At 39.8% G+C, this 1187-nt stretch carries 1 protein-coding gene; it reads right to left on the bottom strand.

Annotation, left to right across the window (positions count from 1 at the left end; genetic code table 11):
- Positions 1-218: 218 nt before the first annotated feature.
- On the bottom strand, positions 219-1187 hold a 969-nt coding region (locus B4N75_RS01845; protein WP_296668605.1), incomplete at its 5' end, for a tetratricopeptide repeat protein.

Below are 1187 nucleotides of genomic sequence, written 5' to 3' on the forward strand. Positions count from 1 at the left end.
AGCGTAGGGCGTTCTGCCTGTCCTGTAAGGCTTAAAAAGTCGTAGTATTCTTCTTCTGTTGATTTTAGGGCTTCCTGGGAGAAAAGGGAGGAACTAAAAACCGATAAAAATAAAAAAACTCTTGAAATCTTGTAAAAACGCATTGTGCTTCTCTTTTTGTAGAATGATAGACTTTTTCTAAAATATTCCCGTCATTCTATAAAAAATCTGTAGTTATTTCAACTTTTTGGGATTGTGTAAAAGTCCAGGGTTGAATTTATCCATTTTTTGCAGAGAATCGGCCAATTGTCCTGCGTAAAAAGAAACATTGTCAGCGCGCTGCGGTAATTTCCTGTAAAATATTGCGATTGCGCAAGATAGAATGCCGCGCGGCTGGTGGTTTCCTCGCTGCGGTTTACGCTTAGAAATTTCTTTAGTTCTACAATCGACGCCTCGTAATTCTTTTTTACAAAACTGTTCTTGAGAATTTCAAAAAGATAGTAGTCGTCGCCTCCGGAAGGTGAAGTTATGTCCTCGTCAAAATAATATGGCTCGAGTTTTTTCCTTTGAATGATTGTTTTTCCAGCAAGGCTTTTTCCCGCATTTACTACTTCCGCTGAAAGCTTTGAAGGCTTTTTTTCAAAATCTCCGATTAAGTCTATGTACGGAAGCGGAAGCTCGCGGATTGTTCCGTCTGTGTAAAGTTTTGGCGTCTCCGCGGCAATCTGCTCTTCTGATTTTTTCTGAGGTTTTTCCGGACGTTTTACAGCCACTGCCTTCACGGTCGCGTTTATCGACGGAAGAACCACATTGTAAAGAGTTCCGTCTGAAAGTTTTGCGAGAACTGCATAATAATATTCATTAAAATCAGTCACAGTGTCGAAATATTGCTGAGTCTTTTGGGAAAGCTCTGCAACCGGACTAAGTTTTTCCGCTGTTTTTGAATTAACTGGAACCGTGTCTTTGAAAACAAGAATTGACGCCGCGTTAAAATTCTGCGGAAGTTTCCATGTGAGCCTTATTTTGTCTGTCGAAACGGCAGATGCGCACAGCATATCTACAATCGGACGGCTTGAAGGCTTTGCCTTGTCCTGGGCAAAAGAAAAGGTCTGGAGAAAAAACAACAGGATGAATGAAAAAGGCTTAAAAAAAGATTTCATATTCTTTCTGATTTTAGCATTTTTTGCTTTTTTTTGCACGTTTTTTGA

The sequence above is a fragment of the Treponema sp. UBA7570 genome (assembly GCA_002477955.1).
GTDB lineage: Bacteria > Spirochaetota > Spirochaetia > Treponematales > Treponemataceae > Treponema_D.